Source organism: Methylobacterium sp. WL119 (assembly GCF_008039875.1).
Taxonomy (GTDB): domain Bacteria; phylum Pseudomonadota; class Alphaproteobacteria; order Rhizobiales; family Beijerinckiaceae; genus Methylobacterium.
Map to the genome: position 1 here is coordinate 42,279 of NZ_VRUU01000001.1, position 14,812 is coordinate 57,090.

The window sequence follows — 14,812 nt, forward strand, 5'->3', positions numbered from 1 at the left end:
CCCCTCGGCGGGGGAGGGAGACGCGGGTTCTACGCCGCCGTCCGTGCCGCTCTATCGTACCCGGCGAAGCTCCCGCCCTCGGCGACCAGCTTCTCCAGCAGGGAAGAGGGCGCGAATTCCGGCCCGTGTTCCGCCTCGAAGGCCTTCATCCGGTCGAGGATCTTGCCGAGGCCGATGCCGTCGGCCCAGTGCATCGGGCCGCCGGTGTAGACCGGCCAGCCGTAGCCGTTGATCCAGACCGTATCGATGTCGGAGGCGCGCAAAGCCTTGCCCTCCTCGAGGATCTTCGCGCCCTCGTTCACCATCGGATAGAGGCAGCGCTCCAGGATCTCCTGGTCGGTGACGGTGCGGCGGGCGATGCCCTTGCGCTCGGAGACGTCGCGGATCACCGCCTCGACCGCATCCGAGGGCGAGCGCTTCCGGTTCTCGTCGTAATCGTAGAAGCCGCGGCCGGTCTTCTGCCCCCGGCGGTCCTGCTCGCACAGGATGTCGCGCACGCTCTCGCCCTTCGAGGTTTCCGCCGACCAGCCGATGTCGAGGCCGGCCAGATCGCTCATCGCGAACGGTCCCATCGGCAGGCCGACGCCCTCCACCACCCGGTCGACGTCCTGCGGCAGGGCGCCTTCGAGGATCAGCTTGTTCGCCTCGCGCTGGCGCTGCTCCAGCATGCGGTTGCCGACGAAGCCGTGGCAGACGCCGACCAGCACCGCGACCTTGCCGATGCGGCGCCCGAGCGCCATCGCGGTGGCGATCACGTCGGGCGCGGTCTCGGCGCCGCGCACCACCTCGAGCAGGCGCATGACGTTGGCCGGCGAGAAGAAGTGCATCCCGATCACGTCCTGCGGGCGCCGGGTCATGCCGGCGATCACGTCGATGTCGAGGTAGGAGGTGTTGGAGGCGAGGATCGCGCCGGGCTTGGCGATGGCATCGAGCGTCCGGAAGATCGTGCGCTTGAGATCCATGTCCTCGAACGCCGCCTCGATGATCAGGTCGCAGCCGGCTAGGTCCGCGAAGTCGAGGCTGTCGGTGAGCAGCGCCATGCGGGTCTCGACGTCGGCGGCGGTGATGCGGCCTTTCTTCGCCGAGCCGTCGTAGTTCCGGCGGATCGTCTTCAGCCCGCGCTCCAACGCCTCGGCCTTGGCCTCGACGATCGTCACCGGGATGCCGGCGTTGAGGAAGTTCATGCTGATGCCGCCGCCCATGGTCCCGGCGCCGATGATGCCGACGCGGGCGACCGGGCGGGTCGGGACGTCCTTGCCGAGGCCCGGGATCTTGGCGGCCTGGCGCTCGGCGAAGAAGACGTGGCGCTGGGCGATCGACTGCGCGCCGTGCATCAGCCGCTCGAAGGTCTCGCGCTCGAAGACGATGCCCTCCGCGAACGGCCTGTTGCAGGCCGCCTCGACGCAGCGGATGCAGGCCTCGGGCGCCTCGAAGCCGCGGAACTTCTTGGCGTTCGCCTTGCGGAAGGCGTCGAACAGGGCGGGGTCGTCGCGCCCTTCCGCGATGCGGTCGTCGCGGTCGCGGATGCGGGGCGAGGCCTGTCCCTCGGCGAGGATGCGCTCGGCGAAGGCGGTCGCGTCGGCGACCAGCGTGTCCGCGCCGGTCAGCGCATCGAGCAAGCCCATCGCGTGCGCGGCCTTCGCGCCGACGGGCTGGCCCGAGGTGATGATCTCCAGGGCCTTCTGCGGGCCGACCACGCGGGGCAGGCGCTGCGTGCCGCCGGCGCCGGGGAGGAGGCCGAGCTTCACCTCCGGCAGGCCGAGCTTCGCCGAGGGCGTCGCCACGCGGTGGTGGCAGGCCAGCGCCAGCTCGAGCCCGCCGCCGAGCGCCTGCCCGTGGATCGCCGCGACCACCGGCTTGAATGAGGTCTCGACGATGTCGAGCAGCTCGCCGAGCCCCATGCCGCGGGGCGGCTTGCCGAACTCGGTGATGTCGGCGCCGCCGGAGAACAGCTTGCCCGAGCCGGTGAGCACGATCGCCCCGACCTCCGCATCCGCCCCGGCTTCCGCGATCCGGTCGCGCAGGCCCTCGCGGACGGCCGCGCCGAGCGCGTTCACCGGCGGCGAGGCGAGCGTGATGACGGCGACGCGGCCGTCGCGGCGGAGGGTGGTCGGGGTGTCGGTCATGCTGGCTTCCTCATCGTGCGCCGCGTCCGGCCGGGTCCGGGCGTCGGCGGTTTTCGAGATCGGGGTTCGGTCGCACGGGCCGGCGTCAGCCCGCGACGATGCCGCGCGTCCGCAGGTCGGCGATATGCTCCGAATCGAGGCCGAGTTCCGCGAGCAGCGCGCGCGTGTGCTCGCCGAGGCCCGGCGGCGGCCGGCGCACCGGGGGACGGGCTCCGTCGAGGCGGTAGGGCGGCGCGAGGACGGGCGATCGTCCCGCATGCAGCATGTGCGCTTCGGCCGTCCGATCGGAACGGAACGCCTCGTGCAGGCCGGCGACCTCGCCGCAGGGAATGCCCGCGTCCCGGAGCGCTGCGATCAGCGTCGCCCGCGGGATGCGCGCGAGCTCGCGGTCGATCTCGGGCGCGAGCCGGTCGCGGTGGCGCGAGCGGCCGAGGTTGGTCGCGTAGTCCGGATCGGCCGCGAGGTCCTCCCGGCCGATCACCGTGCAGAAGCGGCGGTACTGTCCGTTGTTGCCGACGGTGATGACCAGGGGGCCGTCGGCCGCCTCGAACACGCCGTAGGGCACGATCGCCGGGTGCGCGTTGCCGACCCGCTCGGGATCGCGCCCGAGCGCGAGCGCCGCGAGGCCGACATAGGAGGTCAGGCTGAGACCGGAATCGTAGAGCGCCATCTCGACGTGGCGGCCGCGCCCGGTGCGGTGGCGCTGAAGGAGCGCCGCGAGCACCGCCTGGGCCGCATACTGGCCGGTGAACAGATCGACGGCCGCGACGCCGAACTTCAGCGGAGGCTCGTCCGGGCGGCCGTTCAGCGCCATAAGGCCCGCCTCGCCCTGCACCACGAGGTCGTAGCCCGGGCGTTCCGCCTCCGGCCCGTCGCCGACGTAGCCGGCGACCGAGCAGTAGATCAGCCCCGGGTTCTCCGCCGACAGGCGGTCGTAGCCGAGCCCGAGCCTGTCGGCGCCGCCCCGCTTGAAGTTCTGGATCAGCACGTCGCAGCCGGCCGCGATCCTTCGTGCCAGCGCCGCACCCTCCTCGGACGCCAGGTCGAGGCCGAGCGAGCGCTTGTTGCGGTTCACGCTGTCGAAATACGTCGTGTTGCCGGGGCTCGTGGCGACGCCCCAGTCGCGGGTGTCGTCGCCGCGGGTCGGATGCTCGACCTTGATCACGTCGGCGCCGAGATCGCCCAGCACCTGCCCGCACCAGGGCCCGGCGAGCACCCGCGACAGGTCGAGGACGCGGATGCCCGCCAGCGGCAGGTCCGGTTCCGTCGTCCGCTCCATCGGCTCCTCCTGGCCCCGTGTCCGGCAAGTCTGCGGCGCCGCTCGACAGCGGCCCGCCCGTTCAAGTTTCGAAAAACCGGTATGTTCGGTTGACAGCGCCCGGCATCGGCATAGATCGAATTTCGCAATCATGGAACAGCGGCCCGCACGAGGCCGCGTCTGGGAGGTTGGCGTGTCGCATCAGGCGATCCGGGAGACCGAGCCGACGGCGGAGCCGCGGGCACAGGCCTGGGCGCGCCATTTCCCGAATGCCTGCGACTGGGACGGCCCGGTCGAGATCGGCACCATCCCGGACCTGCTGGCGGCGGGCGTCGCCGCGGCGAAGGGCCCGGCCTTCGATTTCCGCGGACGCGCGATCGGCTTTCCCGAATTCGCCGACCACGTCGAGGCGGTCGCCGCCGGCCTGATTGATCGCGGGCTGACGCCCGACGCCACGATCGGCCTCCACCTGCCGAACACCCCGTTCCACCCGGTCGCCTTCCTCGCGGCGGCTCGGGCCGGCCTGCGGGTGGTGCACCTGTCCGGTCTCGATGCGCCGCGCGAGCTCGCGCACAAGCTCGGCACCACCCGCGCGCGCGTCCTCGTCACCACCAACCTCCCGGGCTTCCTGCCGGTGGCGCTGAAGCTCCTCGACGAGGGCGCCGTCGACACCCTGCTCGTCGGCGACGACGCGGAATGGGGCGCCTCGACGGTGTCCGAGCCGCTGCCGATCCCCGAGCGCCCGGGCGTCGTGACCCTGTCGGCCCTGCGCCGGGCTCCGCGTCCGGCGGCCTGGCCGCAGCGCAAGCCCTCCGACGTGATGCTGCTGCAGTTCACCGGCGGCACCACCGGGCTGCCGAAGGCGGCGATGCTGACCCACGGCAACCTGACGGCTTCCGTCTCGATGTACCGGCTCTGGACCGACGACGGGGACGAGGGCGAGGCCTCGGCCCGCACCGTCTGCGTGCTGCCGCTCTTCCACATCTACGCGCTGACGACGGTGCTGCTGCGCGGCATCCGCGGCGGCACCCAGATCCTGCTGCGCCAGCGCTTCGACCTGGACGAGATCATCGCCGACATCGAGGTCCGCCGCGCCACGGCGCTGCCGGGCGTGCCGACGATGTGGTTCGCGCTGCTGAACCGCCCCGGCATCGAGGCGGTGGACTTCTCGTCGCTGCGCTCGTGCATGAGTGGCGGCGCGCCCCTGCCCTTCGACGTGATGAGCCGCCTCAGCCGGCTGATGGGCGTGAACCTCGCCGTCGGCTGGGGCATGACCGAGACCGCGCCGGCGGGCACCCGCCTGCCGCGGGCGGGGGAGCGCCGCCCCGGCGTGATCGGCATTCCGCTGAAGGGCGTCGAGATGCGCGTCGTCTCCCTCGACGACCCGTCGGTGGAGGTGCCGACGGGCGAGACCGGCGAGATCGCGATCCGCGGGCCGAACGTCTTCGTCGGCTACTTCGAGCAACCCGACGCCACCGCGGACGCGTTCCGCGACGGCTGGTTCCTCACCGGGGACATCGGGCGGGTGGACGAGAACGGCCTGTTCGACCTGGTCGACCGGCGCAAGAACATGATCATCTCCGGCGGCTACAACGTCTATCCGGTGCAGATCGAGAGCGCGATCTACGAGCACCCGGCCGTCGCCGAGACGATCGTCATCGGCGTGCCCTGCGCGTACCGCGGGCAGGCGGCCAAGGCCTTCGTCACCCTGAAGCCCGGCGCCGAGCGCTTTAGCCTCGACGCGCTCAACGACTTCCTCGGCAGCCGCATCGGCCGCCACGAGATCCCCCGGGCGCTCGAGTTCCGGGACGCCCTGCCCCGCAGCCCGGCGGGCAAGCTGCTCGCCAGCGTGCTCGTCGCCGAAGAGCGCGCGAAGACCGGAGTCGACCCCGCATGACCGACGCCGTCATCGTCTCGACCGCCCGCACGCCGATCGGCAAGGCGTTCCGCGGCGCGCTGAACCTCACCGACGGCGCCGATCTCGGCGCGCACGCGATCCGCGCCGCCGTCGAGCGCGCGCGCGTCGAGCCGGGCGAGGTCGAGGAGGTGGTCCTCGGCTGCGGCTACCCGGAGAACGCCACGGGCGGCAACGTCGCGCGGCACGCGAGCCTCGTCGCTGGCATCCCGGTTTGGTCGGCCGGCATGACCGTGTCGCGGTTCTGCGCCTCGGGCCTGGAGGCGATCGCCAGCGCCGCCCGCCGCGTCATCCTCGACGGCGTCCCTGTGGCGGTGGCCGGGGGCCTCGAATCGATCAGCCTCGTGCAGCCGAAGGTGCAGAAGGAGCTGACCCGGAACGATTGGCTGCTGGCGCACCTACCGGCGATCTACATGCCGATGATCGAGACCGCCGACATCGTCGCTGGGCGCTACGGCATCTCGCGCGAGGCGCAGGATGCGTTCGCGCTCGAAAGCCAGCGCCGCACCGCGGCGGCGCAGGAGCGCGGCCTGTTCGACGACGAGATCGTGCCGATCTCCGCGATGATGTCGGTCACCGACAAGGCCACGGGCGAGACCCGCACCGTCGAGACCCGGCTCGCCAAGGACGAGGGCAACCGCCCCGACACGACGCTGGAAGGCTTGGCCAAGCTCAAGCCCGTGCGCGGCGAGCACGCGTTCGTCACCGCCGGCAACGCCAGCCAGCTCTCGGACGGCGCGTCCGCCTGTGTGGTGATGTCGGGGGCGGAGGCGGCGCGGCGCGGTTTGGCCCCGCTCGGCAGCTTCCGCGGGTTCGCCTCGGCCGGCTGCGGCCCCGACGAGATGGGCATCGGTCCGGTCTTCGCCGTCCCGCGCCTGCTCGAACGCCACGGGCTCAAGGTCGCCGACATCGACCTGTGGGAGCTGAACGAGGCCTTCGCCAGCCAGTCGCTCTATTGCCGCGACACGCTCGGGATCGATCCCGAGCGGGTCAACGTCAACGGCGGCGCGATCAGCGTCGGCCACCCCTTCGGCATGAGCGGCGCCCGCCTCGTCGGCCACGCCCTGCTCGAGGGCCGGCGGCGCAAGGCGCGCTACGCCGTCGTCACCATGTGCGTGGCCGGCGGCATGGGCTGCGCCGGCCTTTTCGAGATCGCCGCCTAGCGATCCGCGACGATCAGGAGACACCGATGGATCTGCGCTACACCGCCGACGAGATCGCGTTCCGCGACGAGGTCCGCAGCTTCTGCCGCGAGAAGATCCCGGCCGAGATCCGGCGCAAGGTCTCGGAAGGCCGCGGCCTCGGCAAGGACGACGTCGTCACGTCCCAGCGCATCCTGAACGCGCGCGGCTGGGCCGTGCCGCACTGGCCCAAGGAATGGGGCGGCCAGGATTGGACGCCGATCCAGCGCTACATCTACACCGAGGAGCTGCTGCAGGCGGCGGTGCCGCTGCCGCAGCAGTTCAACTGCTACATGTTCGGCCCGGTGCTCGCGACCTTCGGCAACCAGGAGCAGAAGCAGCGCTTCCTCGCGCGGGCGGCCAATCTCGACGATTGGTGGTGCCAGGGCTTCTCCGAGCCCGGCGCCGGCTCCGACCTCGCCTCGCTCAAGACCAAGGCGGTGCGGGACGGCGACCACTACGTCGTCGACGGCCAGAAGACCTGGACGACGCTGGGCCAGCATGCCGACTGGATCTTCTGCCTCGTGCGCACCGACATGGAGGCGAAGAAACAGCGCGGCATCTCCTTCCTCGTGATGGACATGACGTCGCCCGGCATCACCGTGCGCCCGATCATCACCCTGGAGGGGCGCCACGAGGTCAACGAGGTGTTCTTCGATTCCGTGCGCGTGCCGGTCGAGAACCTGATCGGCGAAGAGAACAGGGGCTGGGACTACGCGAAATTCCTGCTTGCCAACGAGCGCACCGGCATCGCCCGCATCGGCCTGACCAAGGAGCGCATCCAGCGCATCAAGCGCCTCGCCAAGGAGATGCCCTCCGGCGCCGGCTCGATGTGGGACGACGGCGATTTCCGCGGACGGGTCGCCGAGGTCGAGATCGAGCTGAAGGCGCTCGAGATCACGCAGATGCGGGTCGCGGCCAAGCAGGGCCGCGCCGATTCGGTGCAGCCCGACCCGGCCTCCTCGCTCCTGAAGATCCGCGGCTCGCAGCTGCAGCAGGCGGCGACCGAGCTGCTGGTGGAGCTCGCAGGACCGTTCTCGCTCGCCGCGCCCCAGCGCGGCGCCGGCGCCAACAACCCGCCCGGCGGCTTCGACTGGGTCGACGCGGCCGCGCCGAGCTACTTCAACAACCGCAAGGTCTCGATCTACGGCGGCTCGAACGAGATCCAGCACAACGTCATCGCCAAGGGCATCTTGGGCTTGTGAGACCTCCCGCAGGACGCACTGCGCCGCCCTCTCCCGTTCGGGAGAGGGTTGGGGAGAGGGATGCGACGTCGCAGGAAAGACCTGGAGCCCTCACCCTGTCCCTCTCCCGCACGGGAGAGGGGACCCGCGTTTCTCTCGGAAGCCTCTTCGCGGCTTCGAACGGATGACACCATGGACTTCGATTTCAGCGGCGAGCAGAACCTGTTGCGCGACAGCGTCGAGCGCTTCTGCGCCGACGGCTACCCGTCGCTGGAGGCGCGCCAGGCCCGGGCCCGCGAGCCTCTGGGGTTCTCCGAGCCGAGCTGGGGCAAGCTCGCCGAACTCGGCGTCTGCGGCCTGCTCTTCTCCGAGGAGGATGGCGGGTTCGGCGGCGGCGCCGTCGAGACGATGATCGTGATGGAGGCGATCGGCCGGAACCTCGCGGTCGAGCCGTTCTTCGCCAGCGGCGTGCTCGGCTCCACCGCGATCCGGCTCGGCGCCGATTCGGCCCAGAAGGCGCGCTGGCTCCCCGGGATCGTGGAGGGTTCGACCCGCCTCGCCCTCGCCCAGACCGAGCGGCAGTCCCGCTACGACCTTCACGATGTCGCGACCAGGGCCCGCCGCGACGGCTCGGGCTTCGTGCTCGACGGGCAGAAGAGCGTCGTGCTGAACGCCGATTCCGCCGGCTTGATCGTCGTCAGCGCCCGAGTCTCGGGCGAGCGCCGCGACCCGCACGGGATCGGCCTGTTCGTGGTGCCGGCCGATGCGCCGGGCGTCACCATCGAGCCCTATCCGACCCAGGATGGCGGCCGGGCCGCGGAGGTGACCTTCGCCGGCGTGGCCGTCGATGGCGGCGACGTGCTCGGCGATTCCGAGGGCGGCCTGCCGCTGCTGGTGCGCGTCGCCGAGCATGGGATCGCGGCGCTGGCGGCCGAGGCCCTCGGCTCGATGTCGGCGCTGCATGCGCTGACCGTCGATTACCTCAAGACGCGCAAGCAGTTCGGCGTCACGGTCGGCAGCTTTCAGGCGCTGCAGCACCGGGCGGTCGACATGCTGATCGCCCTCGAGCAAGCGCGCTCCATGGCGATCTACGGGGCGATGATGGTCGAGGCCGGCGATGCCGCCGAGCGTGCCGCCGCCCTGTCGGCGGTGAAGGTGCAGGTCAACAAGGCGTGCCGCTTCCTCGGCCAGGAAGCGGTCCAGCTCCACGGCGGCATCGGCATGACCATGGAGTACATCGGCGCGCACCACTTCAAGCGCCTGGCGATGATCGAGTACCAGCTCGGCGACACGCCCTACCACCTGCGCCGCGTCGCCGACGACGGCGGCCTGATCGCGGCCTGACGCGATCCGAGAACCCCGGGGACGCGTTAGTCGGCGGCCGCGTGGATCCCCATGAACAGCGGGCGCACGAAGATCTCGGCCGCATCGGCGCCGGCGACGTCGCACCAGCGGTCGAGGTCGGAGGCGGCGTCGATCATGCTGCTCACCACCTGCGCGGCGATCGACGGGTCGACGGCGCGGATCGAGCCGTCGGCGATGCCGTCGCCGATCGGGAAGGCCAGGCGCTCCCACAGGCGGCGCATGGTCAGCGGGATCTCGGCGCGCAGGGTGTCCGGCAGGGCGCCGACGGCGGTGCAGCGCAGGAGCGGGCCGCCCTCGGAGACCTGATGGCGCATCAGCGCACGGGCGCAGGCGGTGATCCGCGTCCAGCCGGTGCCGCCGGCCGCCTCGGCCGCCTCCTGCTCCCGGCGCAGGATGGCGAAGGTGCGCGCGAAGCACTGGGCGATCAGGTCGTCCTTGTTGTCGTTGTGATGGTAGAACGAGCCCTTGGTGACGCTGAGCCGCGCCGAGATCTTCTCAACCGAGGCGCCGCGATAGCCTTCCTCGTTGATCAGCGCCGTCGCCGCCCGCAGGAACGGCTCGGTCGGGTCGCCCTGGGCCGTGATCGGGTCCGGTGCGTCGCCGCTCCAGCGGCTCTCCGGGCTCGCCAAGCCGTGCAGCAGGAGATCGGCGATCCGCGCCCCGACGCGGGGGTAATCCGCCGCCTCGTAGCGGTCGATCCAGGCGCGGACCGTGTGCACCACCGAAACGACGAGGTGCGTCCGTGCCCGCAACGCGTCGCGGTCGAGGCCGGGGAAGGCGGCCTCGGGGAAGAACGCGGCGCGCGCCTGCCGGAAGAAGGCGTTGTAGGCGGCGTAGACCGCCGCGCTCTGCGGCTCGGGCAGCGCGCGCATGTCGGTCAGCCGGACCTGAGGCGCCCGCGCCCCGGTCTCGATCGCCGCGAGGTCGCGGAAGTAGGCGGCCAGGAATGCGGAGAGGCGCTCTGCCGGGTCGGCGAGCGCCGCCGTCTCGGCGAGCAGCGCCTCGTGCCACGCGATCGTGCTGACGTAGCAGGCGGCCGCGAGGTCCTCCTTGCGGCGGTAATAGTAGGTGATGCTGTTGGGCATCAGCCCGACGCTGCCGCCGACGTCGTTCAGCGCCGTGCCGCGGATGCCGCGGGCATTGAAGTGCCGTGCCGCCGCATCGAGGATCGCCCCACGCTTGAGGGCATAGCGTTTGGTCTGCCCGGCCGCGGGCCTGCCTCCGTCGATCATCCCAGCGGTTGAGCATGGCGGCGCACGAACTGACAAGCGCCGCGCCGTCAAACGTGGTACTGCGAAGACACAGGCCGACGGCTTCGTACTTTTAGACGGTTGCGGTGGGTGCGCGGCCGTCTGATCCTCACCGCATGATGATGCAGCACGAAGCGGCGTATCAGCCCCATCCCGAAGCCGCGACCGCCCGCCTGTCGGGCCGGTCGCGCACGAGTGCCCGCCCCATGCTGTACGACGCGTTCGAGATGCAGTGCGACCTGGCCCAGCAGACGCGGGCCTGGGGGCGCGTGCTGCACGATGCCGTCTCGCCCTGGACCGCCTTCGGCGATCCGGTGAACTGGATGTCGGCCGGCGCCCGCATGATGATGCGCGCCGGACTGACCTTCGCGCGCCCGTCCTTCGGCATCGAGGCGGTGACGGTCGGCAACCGCGAGGTTTCGGTGGTCGAGGAGCCGGTCCTCGTCACGCCGTTCGGCACCCTGCTGCGCTTTCGCAAGGACATCGATTCCGAGCAGCCGAAGGTGCTGGTCGTGGCCCCGCTCTCGGGCCACTTCGCGACGCTGCTGCGCAGCACGGTGAAGACCCTGCTGCCCGACCACGACGTCTACATCACCGATTGGCACAACGCCCGCGACGTGCCGCTCTCCGACGGCGCGTTCGGGTTCGACGACTATGTCGGGCACCTCGTGCAGTTCCTCGGGGCGATGGACGGCCCCGCGCACGTGCTTGCGGTCTGCCAGCCGACCGTCCAGGCGCTCGCCGCCGCCGCCGTGATGGCGGAATCGAAGGATGCGGCCACGCCCCGCAGCATGACGCTGATGGCCGGCCCGGTGGATTGCCGCATCAGCCCGACCTCGGTGAACGCGCTCGCCACCTCGAAGCCGATCGAGTGGTTCGAGAAGAACCTGATCGCCACCGTGCCGCGGCGCCACAAGGGCGCCGGCCGCCGGGTCTATCCCGGCTTCGTCCAGGTCTCGGCCTTCGTCTCGATGAACACCAAGCGCCACGTCCAGGGCCATGCGGACCTGTTCTGGCACATGGCCAACGGCGAGGTCGAGAAGGCCGACGCGATCGCCGGGTTCTACGACGAGTACTTCGCCGTGCTCGACCTCGCGGCGGAGTTCTACATCGAGACCGTCAAGACGGTGTTCCAGGATTACACCCTGGCCAAGAACGAGCTGACCTATCGCGGCAACCGGATCGACATGCGCGCGATCCGCAAGACCGCGCTGATGACGGTCGAGGGCGAGCGCGACGACATCTGCGCCGTCGGCCAGACCATGGCGGCGCACGACCTCTGTACCGGCCTGCTGCCGCACATGCGCAGCCACCACCTCCAGGCCGGCGTCGGCCATTACGGGGTGTTCTCGGGCCGCAAGTGGGAGGGGCAGACCTACCCGCTGGTGCGCAACTTCATCCAGTCGCACAACTGAGGACGGCCGCCCCGCCCTGAGCGGATTTGACCCGCACGTGCACGATGCGCACCATGCTAGCTTGCCTGCACGAACGTGCTGGTTCGAGGGCGGCGAGGCGATTGCGGGCGTGAGCAGTAACGATCCGAAGCGATCCGGCAACGCCGCACGGCTCGACCGGCTGGTGGCGCGCTCCAACGCCGCCGGCCTGTGGGAGCGGGCCTGGCCGGTGCTGTGGCGCGGCCTCGGCGTCGTGCTGGCATTCCTCGCCGTCTCCTGGCTCGGCCTCTGGCTCGATCTCTCCGCCACCTGGCGCATCGTCGGCCTCGTCGCCTTCGGTGCCGCGCTGGTCGCCGTGCTCGCCCCGCTCGCTCGGCTGCGCCGGACGGACCGGCGCGCCGCGCTCGCCCGCATCGACCGCGAGGCGGCGGCGCGCGACGCGACGCTGGTTCACGCCCCGGCCTCGACGATCGAGGACACGCTCGCCGTTGGCACCACCGATCCCGACACGCGGGCGCTCTGGGCCTTGCATCAGGCGCGGGCGGCACGCGCCGTCGCAACGCTGCGCGTCGGCCGGCCGCGGCCCGGCATGCCGCGCCACGACCCGTTCGCGCTGCGCGCCGGCCTCGTGGTCGCGGCGGTGGCGAGCCTGTTCGTCGCTGGCCCGGAATGGCGCGAGCGCCTCGGCAGCGCCTTCGACTGGCGCGAAGCCGCTTCGGCCGGCCCGAACTACCGCATCGACGGCTGGATCGACCCGCCGCTCTACACCCGGCTTCCGCCGCTCGCGGTCGCGATGTCTGGCGGCGAGCAGCGCCTGCGCGTGCCGGTGAATTCGCAGCTGATCGTGCGCATCGCCGGCGAGAGCCCGGCGCAGACCGTGCTGACGCCGAATGCCGGGCTCAAGGCCGTGCCCGGCAAGGAGCCGCGACCCGACCTGCGCGAGGACCGGTTCCAGATCGTCGGGCCGACGGCCGAGCTCACCATCGCCGCGCCCGGGCAGACCCAGCGCCTGATCGTCGAGGCGATCCCCGACACCCCGCCCGAGATCCACGCGGTCGGCGGCCCGGAGGTGAACGGGCGTGGCACCTTCAACCTGAGCTACCGCGCCAAGGACGATTACGGCATCGCCTCGGCCGAGGGGATCGTCGAGCCGCTGGAGGGGACGCGCTCGCTTGTGCCGCCGCCGCGCATCGCCCTGGCGCTGCCGGGCGAGGCGAGCGGCGAGACCGACACCAAGACGCTCGTGGACCTGACCGACAACCCCTGGTCGGGCGCGAAGGTGCGCTTCACCTATCTCGTCAAGGACGAGGCCGGCCAGGAGGGCCGCACGCCGACGATCGAGATGGTGCTGCCCGCCCGCCCCTTCCGCGATCCGCTGGCGCGGGCGCTGGCCGAGGAGCGCCGTCGCCTCGTGGTGACGCCGGACGAGGGTCGCGCCCGCGTGCAGATGGCGCTCGACGGACTGCTCGTCGCGCCCGAGATGTTCACGCCGCAGCCGGGGGTGTTCCTCGGCCTGAAGACCGCGGCGCGGCGCCTGCGGGCGGCCGGCAACGATGCCGCGCTCACCGAGGTCGCGGACCTGCTCTGGGAGATGGCCCTCAAGATCGAGGACGGCGACCTTTCCGACGCCGAGAAGAAGCTCCGGCAGGCGCAGGACCGGCTCAAGGAGGCGATCGAGAAGAACGCGCCCGACGACGAGATCCAGCGCCTGACCCAGGATCTCAAGCAGGCCCTCGACAAGTTCATGAAGCAGCTGGCCGAGAAGCAGAGCAAGCAGCCGCGCGAGCAGGGCTCGCGCGACAAGCAGGGCCAGCCATCGAAGAGCGTGACGCCGGACGACCTCGACAAGATGCTCAAGGACATGGCCGAGGCAATGAAGCGCGGCGACACGGCCGAGGCGCAGCGCCTGATGGAGCAGCTGCGCAACATCCTGGAGAACCTGCAGAGCGCCGAGCAGGGCGGCAAGTCCGACCCGACCGCCCGCGAGATGCAGAAGCAGATGAAGGAGCTCGACCAGATGGCCCGCGAGCAGCAGGGCCTGCGCGACGAGACCTTCAAGGAAGGCCAGGAGAAGCCCGGCGGCGAGCAGGGCCAGCGTCCGCCGAGCCGCGGTCAGCCGGGGCAGAAACCCGGGCAGAAGGGGCAGCAGAGCCCCGGCCAGCAGGGCCAGGGCCAGCAAGGTCAAGGCGAGCAGGGGCAGCAGGGCCAGGGCCAGCAAGGCAAGGGGCAGCCGGGCCAGCAGGGCGGGGTCGGCGAGCGCCAGCAGGCCCTGCGACAGCGCCTGCAGGACCTGCAGAACCGCATGAAGGAGAACGGCATGAAGGGCGAGGAGGGCCTTTCGGATGCCGAGGATGCGATGCGCGAGGCCGAGAACGCGCTGAAGGACGGCCAGGACGGCGACGCGGTCGACGCGCAGGGCCGCGCCCTCGACGGGCTCAAGCGCGGTGCCGACGGCATGCAGCAGCAGATGCAGGAATCGGCCGAAGCCGAGGGCGAGGGCCAGGGCGACAAGCCCGACGGCGAGCAGCCCGGCCAGCAGGGACAGGCCGGTGCCAAGGACGACGACCCGCTCGGCCGCTCGACCCGCGGGCGCGACATGAGCGACGGCCGCGTGCGCGTGCCGACCGCCGACGAATCGGCGGTGCAACGGGCGCGCCGGATCATGGAGGAGCTGCGGCGCAAGCTCGGCGACCCGACCCGCTCGCAGGAGGAGCTCGACTACTTCGAGCGCCTGCTGCGCCGGAACTGAGCCGGGGCACGGCCCGCGTCGCATCGCCCCTGCCGTTCGTCCGGCGAAGCGCCTACAAGGGCGGAATCGCTCGCAGTCGAGATCGTCCGTCCATGTCCGGCAACTCCGTCGTCCTCGTCGCCTGCCTCGCGGTCGCGGTCATCCTCCTCCTCGGCCTCGCCAACATGATGCGCGGGGGCGACGCCAACCTGTCCCAGCGCCTGATGCGCCTGCGCGTGCTGCTGCAGTTCGTGGCGATCCTGGTGATCATGGGCGTGGCCTGGTGGCGCTCGGCCTGATGGATCGGGGCCGCCCGGGACTGTGACCGCCGGGCCGCACCGGGGCGCATTCGAGCGCGGGCCGGATGAAACGGCGCCCCCGGCGGGTCGGCCCATGCTAGGAATTCCGGGT

General features: G+C 71.4%; 10 protein-coding genes. 7 read left to right on the plus strand and 3 right to left on the minus strand.

Translation table 11 applies throughout. From position 1 onward, the window contains the following. Positions 1 to 29 precede the first annotated feature (29 nt). Entirely contained in the window at positions 30 to 2,126 is a 2,097-nt protein-coding gene (locus FV227_RS00195) for a 3-hydroxyacyl-CoA dehydrogenase NAD-binding domain-containing protein (RefSeq protein ID WP_147726373.1), read from the minus strand. Positions 2,127 to 2,211: 85 nt separating this feature from the next. Continuing rightward, positions 2,212 to 3,405: a CaiB/BaiF CoA-transferase family protein gene (locus FV227_RS00200; RefSeq protein ID WP_147726372.1), complete on the minus strand. Its 1,194-nt coding sequence runs from the start codon at positions 3,403 to 3,405 to the stop codon at positions 2,212 to 2,214. 172 nt (positions 3,406 to 3,577) lie between these two features. Here FV227_RS00200 and FV227_RS00205 point away from each other — a divergent pair, with 172 nt between their 5' ends. The 4 genes from FV227_RS00205 (at position 3,578) to FV227_RS00220 (ending at position 9,008) form a co-directional block, all read left to right on the plus strand. After that, complete coding sequence (locus FV227_RS00205) at positions 3,578 to 5,281, plus strand: AMP-binding protein (RefSeq protein ID WP_246686327.1); 1,704 nt, start codon at positions 3,578 to 3,580, stop codon at positions 5,279 to 5,281. Next, a complete protein-coding gene (locus FV227_RS00210; RefSeq protein ID WP_147726370.1) occupies positions 5,278 to 6,462 on the plus strand; it encodes an acetyl-CoA C-acyltransferase in 1,185 nt (394 codons plus the stop codon). Before FV227_RS00205 ends, FV227_RS00210 begins: the two co-directional genes overlap by 4 nt. A gap of 26 nt (positions 6,463 to 6,488) precedes the next feature. After that, positions 6,489 to 7,685: an acyl-CoA dehydrogenase family protein gene (locus FV227_RS00215; protein WP_147726369.1), complete on the plus strand. Its 1,197-nt coding sequence runs from the start codon at positions 6,489 to 6,491 to the stop codon at positions 7,683 to 7,685. Positions 7,686 to 7,856: 171 nt separating this feature from the next. Beyond that, a complete protein-coding gene (locus tag FV227_RS00220) occupies positions 7,857 to 9,008 on the plus strand; it encodes an acyl-CoA dehydrogenase (RefSeq protein WP_147726368.1) in 1,152 nt (383 codons plus the stop codon). 26 nt (positions 9,009 to 9,034) lie between these two features. Here FV227_RS00220 and FV227_RS00225 read toward each other — a convergent pair whose 3' ends face one another. Then, complete coding sequence (locus tag FV227_RS00225) at positions 9,035 to 10,261, minus strand: TetR/AcrR family transcriptional regulator (RefSeq protein WP_147726367.1); 1,227 nt, start codon at positions 10,259 to 10,261, stop codon at positions 9,035 to 9,037. Between the two features lie 224 nt (positions 10,262 to 10,485). Between FV227_RS00225 and phaZ the strand changes: the two genes are divergently transcribed. The 3 genes from phaZ to FV227_RS00240 all read left to right on the plus strand — a co-directional run bounded on the left by phaZ (position 10,486) and on the right by FV227_RS00240 (position 14,700). Continuing rightward, positions 10,486 to 11,694, plus strand: coding sequence for a polyhydroxyalkanoate depolymerase (gene phaZ, locus FV227_RS00230; protein WP_147726376.1), 1,209 nt, complete (start codon positions 10,486 to 10,488; stop codon positions 11,692 to 11,694). A 109-nt stretch (positions 11,695 to 11,803) separates the two neighbouring features. Beyond that, positions 11,804 to 14,422: a TIGR02302 family protein gene (locus FV227_RS00235; RefSeq protein ID WP_246686328.1), complete on the plus strand. Its 2,619-nt coding sequence runs from the start codon at positions 11,804 to 11,806 to the stop codon at positions 14,420 to 14,422. A gap of 92 nt (positions 14,423 to 14,514) precedes the next feature. Then, positions 14,515 to 14,700: a twin transmembrane helix small protein gene (locus FV227_RS00240; protein ID WP_147728507.1), complete on the plus strand. Its 186-nt coding sequence runs from the start codon at positions 14,515 to 14,517 to the stop codon at positions 14,698 to 14,700. The last annotated feature ends 112 nt before the right edge of the window (positions 14,701 to 14,812 follow it).